Source organism: Campylobacter concisus, assembly GCF_002912895.1.
Taxonomy (GTDB): Bacteria; Campylobacterota; Campylobacteria; order Campylobacterales; family Campylobacteraceae; genus Campylobacter_A; species Campylobacter_A concisus_G.
Map to the genome: position 1 here is coordinate 20,488 of NZ_POZX01000069.1, position 7,971 is coordinate 28,458.

Consider the following 7,971-nt stretch of genomic DNA (forward strand, 5'->3'; position numbering starts at 1 on the left):
ACCATTTTTGTAAAAATTTATTCTAAATTTCGCAAAAACTCCGCGTATTCTCTAGCGCCGCGTTCTATTTCGCTGTCGCTTGATACGTAGTCTACGCCCGGAGTCTCCTCGGCGCCGTAAAATGCGAAAAAGCCGCGGTAATCGGCGCGAAAATAGTATTTAAACGCAAGCTCAAACGGCGTAAGAACCTCGCGCAAGCTAAAATGATAGCGTCCTTGCGGGCTGTAGTCGCTCTTTTTGATGCCTGCGGTCACGGCTAGAGCCACTTTGCGCCCCGCTATGCCGTCTGAACCCCGTCCGTAGGCAAAGCCGTGCGTCATCACCGCGTCGATCCACGATTTTAAAATCGGAGGGCAGGAGAAGTTGTGAAGCGGAAACTGCAAAACGAGGGCGTCGTGGGCTCTGATGAGCTCTTGCTCGTGCGCGGCATCGATGTTGCCACTCCCATAAACCTGCGTCAAATCATGGACACTAAAGCGCTGCGGCTCTTTGAGAGCCTCTTGCAGCAGGCGTTTGTTTATGACCGAGTTTTGAATGTCTGGGTGGGCTAAGATGATTAGGGTTTTCATTTTTCTCCTTAAAAATTTATAGAAAGAAGTGGGATTTATTTGGCAAATAATTGAATAAAACAGTAAAATTTTTAAAAGAATTTTTAGAGCCAGATGGCTCTAAATTTAAGATTTGACGTTTTCTAAACTTGCCTTTATAAAGCCTAATATCACAGGATTTGGCTTAGTTAGACGGCTAGTAAATTCAGGATGGCACTGCACGCCCACAAACCATGGATGGCCTTTGAGCTCGATAGCCTCTATCAGCCCATCGCTCTCGCCACTTACTAAAAGACCATTTTTCTCAAAAATTTCTTTATATTTTGGATTTGCCTCGTAGCGGTGGCGGTGGCGCTCTTTTACACTCTTTGCATTGCCATAAATTTCAGCTAGAAGTGTCTTTGGTTTTATCTCACAGTTATATGCTCCAAGCCTCATCGTACCACCAAGTGGACTTGTATGCGTTCTTATCTGTTTTTTGCCGTGAGCGTCGATAAAGCTATCGATTAGATAGATGATAGGGTTTTTACACTCTTTGTCAAATTCCATAGAATTTGCATCCTCTAAGCCCAAAACATCCCTTGCAAACTCAATGAGCGCTAGCTGCATACCAAGGCAAATTCCAAGATAAGGGATCTTGTTTTCACGAGCAAATTTTATAGCTTGCATCTTGCCTAAAACGCCCCTCTCGCCAAAGCCGCCAGCAACCAAGATGCCATCTACGTCCTTTAAAAGCTCATTTACATTGTTCTCTTCTATCTTTTCGCTATCTATCCAGCGTAAATTTACCCTAGCATCCAAATTTGCTCCAGCGTGGATGATACCCTCAGTTAGGCTCTTGTAGCTCTCTTTTAGATCGATATATTTACCCACAAATGCTATTGTAGTTTCATTTGTTGGAGCTATGATTCTTTTTACTAGGCTATCCCACTTTGCCATGTCTGGTTTTAGCTCATTAAAGCCTAAATTTTCAGCGATTGGAGTTAGTATGTCTTGTTTTAAAAATGAAAGTGGAATTTGATAGATGCTTGCGCTGTCTAAGCTCTCTATGACACAATTTTTCTCAACACCACAGCTTGCTGCTATCTTATCTTTTAGCTCGCGGTTTAGTGGCATTTCGGATCTGCAGATGATGATATCTGGTGTTATGCCTATACGTCTTAGCTCTCCTACGCTATGCTGGGTTGGTTTTGTCTTTAGCTCGCCCGCCACTTTTATAAATGGCACAAGCGTTAGGTGGATATTTAGCGCCCTTTTTTTGCCAACTTCCACCCTTAGCGCTCTTATCGCCTCTAAAAATGGTAGTCCCTCGATATCACCAACGGTTCCGCCAATCTCAACGATGAGCACATCTTTGCCTTCACCTGCTTTTTTTATGCGGTCAACTATCTCGCCAACGATATGTGGGATAACCTGGATAGTCTTTCCAAGGTAGTCGCCACGGCGCTCTTTTTCAATAACTGAGCTATAAACTCTGCCCGTTGTGAAGTTATTATCTTGGCTTAGGCTCTCATCTAAAAATCTCTCATAGTGACCAAGGTCTAGGTCTGTTTCAGCACCATCGTCTGTGACGAAGACTTCGCCGTGCTCTAGTGGGCTCATCGTGCCTGGATCTACGTTTATATATGGATCAGCTTTTAAAACACTCACCTTTAGTCCAGAATTTTTTAGTAATGTCGCGATAGACGCAGCTGCGATGCCTTTCCCAAGTGAGCTTAAAACGCCACCTGTGATAAAAATGTACTTCGTCTCTTTTGCCATTAAATTTCCTTAAATTTATTTATTTTTTAATTGCGGATTATACCCCTTAAATATTTAGTAAGGCATTAATCGTATAAATTTTAAAAATTATTCTTTAAGTCTTTTTGTTATAGACTTCAAAAATCATGATAAAAAACTACTTAAACATCATTGCCTCTTTATATATAGACGGCTTTAAAAACATGAAAATAGGCAAGAAATTATGGCTTCTCATAATAATAAAGCTTATCATTATGTTTGGAATTTTAAAGGTCTTCATCTTTGACGAGACTCTTAATACCAAATTTCAAACCGACGAAGAAAAAAGCGAATTTGTAATTCGTAATTTAATAAAGGAATAAAATGTCTGAGATGGATTTTGTTGATTGGTCTAGGGCTCAGTTTGCGCTGACTGCCATTTACCACTTTTTGTTTGTCCCACTTACTTTGGGGCTAAGTTTTATCATCGCCATTATGGAGACGATATATGTTAAAACCGGCGATAAAGTCTGGCTTGAGATAACGAAATTTTGGCTAAAGCTCTTTGGTATAAATTTCGCTATCGGTGTGGCTACTGGCATCATCATGGAATTTGAGTTTGGTACAAACTGGGCAAACTACAGCTGGTTTGTCGGCGATATTTTCGGCGCTCCTCTTGCGATTGAAGGCTTGCTCGCATTTTTCATGGAGAGTACATTTTTTGCCATTATGTTTTTTGGCTGGGATAAGGTTAGCAAGAAATTTCACCTACTTTCAACATGGCTTGTTGCGATCGGTTCAAATTTAAGCGCACTTTGGATCTTAATCGCAAATGGATGGATGCAGTACCCAATCGGTATGAAATTTAACCCAGATACCGCTAGAATGGAGATGGAAAATTTCTTCGAAGTCGCGCTAAATCCTCTTGGCATTAGCAAATTTTTACACACAGTAACTAGTGGCTACACTATCTCAGCTCTTTTTGTGATAGGAATTTCTGCCTGGTTTTTAATCAAAAAACGTCATATCTTGCTAGCCAAAAAAAGCATCGTCGTTGCTAGCGCATTTGGCCTTATCACATCGGCATTTTTGCTACTTAGTGGCGATGAGAGCGCATATTTTGTAGCTCAAAAGCAGCCTATGAAGCTTGCTGCGATGGAGGGACTTTATAAAGGCGAGAAAAACGCTGGTCTAGTTGCTGCTGGTATTTTAAACCCAGCTAAAAAGCTTGGCGATGACATTGATCAATTTTTACTTGAGATAAAAGTACCTTATGCACTTGGCATCATGGCAAACAGAGAGCTTGACTCATTTACACCAGGCATTGATGACATACTTTATGGCAATAGCGAGCACGGCATAATGAGCGTAGAAGAGAAGATGGCAAAAGGTAAAGTAGCTATCGAAGCTCTTAAAAACTACAAAGAAGCCAAAAAAGCAAATGACGAGAGCCTAATGAAAACTTCGCTTTCAAATTTAGAAAGCAACCTAAATTTCTTAGGATACGGCTATCTTAAAGATGCAAAAGAGGCTGTACCGCCAGTTGCGCTTACATTTTATAGCTTCCACATCATGGTAGCACTTGGTACATATTTTATAGCTCTTTTTGCTATTACGCTCTATCTAAATCTTTCAAGAAAATATAAATTTGAAAAAATAAGAGCGTTTTTGTGGATCTGCCTCTTTACCATACCGCTTGGCTACATCGCAGCTGAAGCTGGCTGGATAGTAGCAGAGGTCGGTCGTCAGCCATGGGTGATACAAGATCTCATGACCGTTGGCGTAGGAGCTACAAATTTATCTGACTCAAATGTCAAAATTTCATTTATATTATTTGCTGTTTTATTTACGGTCTTGCTGATTGCTGAGATCAAAATCATGCTTAAGCAAATAAAGATAGGATTTAACGACCATGCATAGTTTAAGCTTAGAAAATTTACAAATTTATTGGTGGTTTATAGTTAGCCTTCTTGGCGGACTTTTGGTCTTTATGATGTTTGTTCAAGGCGGCCAGTCGCTCATCTTTAGCCTTGGCAAGGACGAGCTTAAAAAAGATATGCTCATAAATTCTATCGGTAGAAAATGGGAGCTTACATTTACAACGCTTGTTATGTTTGGAGGCGCATGCTTTGCGGCATTCCCGCTATTTTACGCTACTAGTTTTGGCGGCGCTTACTGGGTTTGGCTGGCTATTTTATTTTGCTTTATCATCCAAGCCGTAAGCTACGAGTACCGCAAAAAGCCTGATAACTTCTTAGGCGCTAGAACTTATGAAATTTTCCTTTTCATAAATGGCTCACTTGGCGTTATCCTTATTGGCATGGCGGTTAGTACATTTTTTAGCGGCAGTGACTTTGTGCTAAATGAGCACAACTTTGTCGAGTGGAAGACTCCGTTTCGCGGCCTTGAAGCATTGGCAAATCCTTACTTGTATTTGCTTGGCATAGCGATGTTTTTCTTATCTCGCATAGGTGGCTGCTTATATCTTATGAACAACATCGCTGATGGCGAATTTATACAAAACGCTAGAAAGCAGCTACTTATCAACACCGTGCTATTCTTGCCATTTTTCCTAGGCTTTCTTGCTTGGGTGCTTACAAAAGATGGCTTTGCATACGACGCAAACGGCGTGGTTAGCCTTATGCCTTACAAATATGCTATAAATTTGATCGAGATGCCTATCGTTGGTATATTGCTTCTTGTTGGCGTTGTTTTGGTACTTGTTGGAATTTTCCAAGGGGCATTTACAAAAAGCATTCGTGGAATTTTTGCTTACGGCGTTGGCGTAACACTAGCTGTGACTGCACTATTTTTGATAACAGGCCTAAATGGCACTGCATTTTATCCGTCATTTAGCGACCTTGCTAGCTCGCTAACTATCAAAAACGCAAGCTCTAGCCACTACACACTTGGCGTTATGGCCTATGTTAGCTTGCTAGTGCCAGTAGTGCTTGCTTATATCATCGTCGTTTGGCGAGCGATAGATAGCAAGAAGATCACGCAAGACGAGATCAAAAACGATCATCACGCATACTAAGGATAAAAGATGTTAGAAGCAGGAATTTTTTTGATACTTTGGCCAGTGACACTATTTGCTAGCTATAAATTTGTTCTTTTTTCTCTTAAGAAATTTGATGCAAATAACTAAAATTTAGGGGCATTTGCTCCTAAATTCTTCTTTTTATTTTTACTCTTTAAAACGACTTTTTTATAAATTTACTTAAGCCACTTTTCATATAAGCGTTAGTTCTGTGTGAAATTTGAGTAGTAAGATATCATTAAATTTTATTAAAGGAGCGAAAATGAGCAAGAATTTCTTAGGTTCTGTTGCCCTTGCGGCTGTTTTGGTTAGTGGTCTTAGTATAGGCATCACGCCACTAGAGGCTGGAGTCCTAGCTCATCACGTAAAGGTTCAAGGCGAGCTTGGATCAGTCTTTATAAATCCTTACGACGTATCGCCTCTAACTGCTATCATCGATAGAGCCGGCAAAGATATCAAAGATATCCACGTCAAAGTAAAAGGCAAGCCAGATGGCGGCATCGACATCGACTACAACGTCTCAGAGCATGCCCTGCTAACGCATGATGGTGTGCCTATTTGGGGCCTTTATCCTGACTATCTAAACGAGGTCGTGCTTAGCTATACATTTAACGGAGCCAAAAAGGTAGAAACGTATAAAATTTACGCCCAGCCTATCGTCACATATAGCCGTGATTTTAGATTTTCTCACATGCAAAAGACTCGCGTAAAAAAGGTCGATCCTGCCTTTAAAAACAGGCTCTATCTCATAAATAACACGATCACAAGCGTCTATAAACCACTTGATTGGAAAAATGGCGGAGCTGCTAGCTGGAATGACTTTACCGAAAACTACATCGTAGATACCAAAGGCGAGGTTAGATGGTACCTTGACTATCAGAAATTTTACGACCGCAGCGAGCGCAGAGTGATGGATGGAGGCATGATGATGGGCTTTCATCAGCTAAAAAACGGCGATATCAGCTTTGGCATGGCTCAAAGATATCTAAGATATGACCTTATGGGAAAAGAAATTTATAACCGCCCGCTTCCAAGAGGCTACATCGATCTAAGCCATGAAGTTATGCCATTAAAGGATGATCACGCACTTCTTAGGGTTGGCAAATACAACTACCACCACAAAGATGGCAAAATTTCTCACACCATAAGAGACCACATCATAGAGGTCGATAGCACCGGTAAGGTGGTCGAAGAGTGGGATCTAAATGAAATTTTTGGCAACAATGTCTACCGCAGCAACCTCATAAAAGCGCTTGATGCTAGAGCTGTTTGCCTAAATATTGATATGGACGCAAAAGAGATCAAGATAAGCGACGATCAGCCATTTGGCGACATCACCTCTACTGGCACAGGTAGAAACTGGGCTCACGTAAACTCTATCTCATATGATGAGAGCGACGATAGTATCATCCTTTCACTTCGTCACCAAGGCATCGTAAAGATAGGACGTGACAAGAAAGTAAAATGGATATTAGCTTCGCCTGAGGGCTGGAGTGAAGAATTTAAAGCCAAAGTGCTAACTCCAGTCGATAGCAAAGGCAATAAGATAAAATGCGAAAACTCAAAATGCGAGGGCGAATTTGACTGGTCATGGACTCAGCACACCGCATGGTTAACGCCAAGATACGACAACAAAGGCAGCATAAAACACCTAAGCGTATTTGACAATGGCGATGCAAGGGGCATGGAGCAGCCAGCCTTTAAAGAGGATAAATACTCCCGTGCGGTTGAATATAAGATAGATGAGAAAAAGGGCACGGTTGAACAAACTTGGCAGTTTGGCAAAGAGCGTGGATTTGACTTTTATAGCGCAGTTACTAGCAACGTCGAGTGGCAAAAGGATAAAAATACCTACTTCATCTCAAGCTCAAATGTAAATTTACTCCGTCCTGACAAGACTATCAAAATGGTCTTAGTTGAGATCGATCCAAAGACAAATGAGATCAAATTTGAGATGGATGTGGACTCTGCTTCAAGAGACGATGTCGCTTATAGGGCGATGGTTATTGATCCGGAGGTATTTAGTTATTAGCAGTATCTGGTGTGAGATTTTTCTCGCACCAGCTTTTAGTTGTTGTTTTGAAATTTATAGATTGCTTCTTTGATTCTAGTAAGGTTAAAATTTATCGCTCGCTCTACTTCTGGCAAGTCTATATCTTTATCCGCTTCAAAAGCTTTTACCATATCGCTTAGCTCTTTTGTTTCATCACTTGCAAGAACTATGCTTTTAAAATTATCATCATCTATCTGGTCAAATTTTAAAAAGATCGATACAAATTTATCTTTCAAAATTTCTTTATTTAGCTTTCTATTTTCCAAAGCTTTCTTTGTTCCACCATTTTTATTACAGGTTCTAAATATCGAATCTATTGTTTCATTCACTTCATCAAGTAAAATTTCTGTTTTTTCACTTTGCATATAAAACTCTCTTAACTATAAATTAAATTTAAAATAAAAGCTAAATCGCTCTTGTTTTGGAGATTAGAAGTTGTTTTACTTCTTCGCGTAAAAAGGAAAAATTAAAGTTGTATTTGTGAAGTTATTTTCATAAAAGTTTGTGCCAGAATTTAAAATTTTAGTTTGCATTGGCATCACTTTTATGCCCTCTATTTTTACGATCATTTTCTCATCCTTGTTAAAAATTTTTATCGCATTGTATAAATT

The 7,971-nt window shown here is 40.1% G+C and carries 7 protein-coding genes; 4 read left to right on the plus strand and 3 right to left on the minus strand.

Features of this window, described 5'->3' with window-relative positions; all coding sequences use genetic code 11:
• Nucleotides 1-17 precede the first annotated feature (17 nt).
• Both CYP51_RS08445 and CYP51_RS08450 read right to left on the minus strand, forming a co-directional pair.
• On the minus strand, nucleotides 18-569 hold the full coding sequence (locus CYP51_RS08445) for an NAD(P)H-dependent oxidoreductase (RefSeq protein WP_103625096.1): 552 nt from the start codon (nucleotides 567-569) through the stop codon (nucleotides 18-20).
• Between the two features lie 105 nt (nucleotides 570-674).
• On the minus strand, nucleotides 675-2,309 hold the full coding sequence (locus tag CYP51_RS08450; protein WP_084109918.1) for a CTP synthase: 1,635 nt from the start codon (nucleotides 2,307-2,309) through the stop codon (nucleotides 675-677).
• 125 nt (nucleotides 2,310-2,434) lie between these two features.
• Between CYP51_RS08450 and CYP51_RS08455 the strand changes: the two genes are divergently transcribed.
• The 4 genes from CYP51_RS08455 (at nucleotide 2,435) to CYP51_RS08470 (ending at nucleotide 7,339) form a co-directional block, all read left to right on the plus strand.
• Nucleotides 2,435-2,650 carry a DUF4492 domain-containing protein gene (locus tag CYP51_RS08455; protein WP_103625097.1) on the plus strand — a complete coding sequence of 72 codons (216 nt, stop codon included), beginning with the start codon at nucleotides 2,435-2,437 and terminating at the stop codon, nucleotides 2,648-2,650.
• Nucleotide 2,651: 1 nt separating this feature from the next.
• Nucleotides 2,652-4,187, plus strand: a complete 1,536-nt coding sequence (locus CYP51_RS08460; RefSeq protein WP_103625098.1) for a cytochrome ubiquinol oxidase subunit I — start codon at nucleotides 2,652-2,654, stop codon at nucleotides 4,185-4,187.
• On the plus strand, nucleotides 4,180-5,304 hold the full coding sequence (locus CYP51_RS08465) for a cytochrome d ubiquinol oxidase subunit II (protein WP_103625099.1): 1,125 nt from the start codon (nucleotides 4,180-4,182) through the stop codon (nucleotides 5,302-5,304). The genes CYP51_RS08460 and CYP51_RS08465 overlap by 8 nt, the downstream gene beginning before the upstream one ends.
• A 265-nt stretch (nucleotides 5,305-5,569) precedes the next feature.
• A complete protein-coding gene (locus CYP51_RS08470) occupies nucleotides 5,570-7,339 on the plus strand; it encodes an aryl-sulfate sulfotransferase (protein ID WP_103625100.1) in 1,770 nt (589 codons plus the stop codon).
• 35 nt (nucleotides 7,340-7,374) lie between these two features.
• On the opposite strand, the gene CYP51_RS08475 is transcribed toward CYP51_RS08470, so the two are convergent.
• Nucleotides 7,375-7,725, minus strand: a complete 351-nt coding sequence (locus tag CYP51_RS08475; RefSeq protein ID WP_103625101.1) for a hypothetical protein — start codon at nucleotides 7,723-7,725, stop codon at nucleotides 7,375-7,377.
• Nucleotides 7,726-7,971: the final 246 nt, after the last annotated feature.

Coding starts and splice junctions, on each gene's coding strand:
- CYP51_RS08445 (WP_103625096.1), bottom strand. CDS start 569: ATGAAAACCCTAATCATCTTAGCCCACCCAGACATTCAAAACTCGGTC.
- CYP51_RS08450 (WP_084109918.1), bottom strand. CDS start 2,309: ATGGCAAAAGAGACGAAGTACATTTTTATCACAGGTGGCGTTTTAAGC.
- CYP51_RS08455 (WP_103625097.1), top strand. CDS start 2,435: ATGATAAAAAACTACTTAAACATCATTGCCTCTTTATATATAGACGGC.
- CYP51_RS08460 (WP_103625098.1), top strand. CDS start 2,652: ATGTCTGAGATGGATTTTGTTGATTGGTCTAGGGCTCAGTTTGCGCTG.
- CYP51_RS08465 (WP_103625099.1), top strand. CDS start 4,180: ATGCATAGTTTAAGCTTAGAAAATTTACAAATTTATTGGTGGTTTATA.
- CYP51_RS08470 (WP_103625100.1), top strand. CDS start 5,570: ATGAGCAAGAATTTCTTAGGTTCTGTTGCCCTTGCGGCTGTTTTGGTT.
- CYP51_RS08475 (WP_103625101.1), bottom strand. CDS start 7,725: ATGCAAAGTGAAAAAACAGAAATTTTACTTGATGAAGTGAATGAAACA.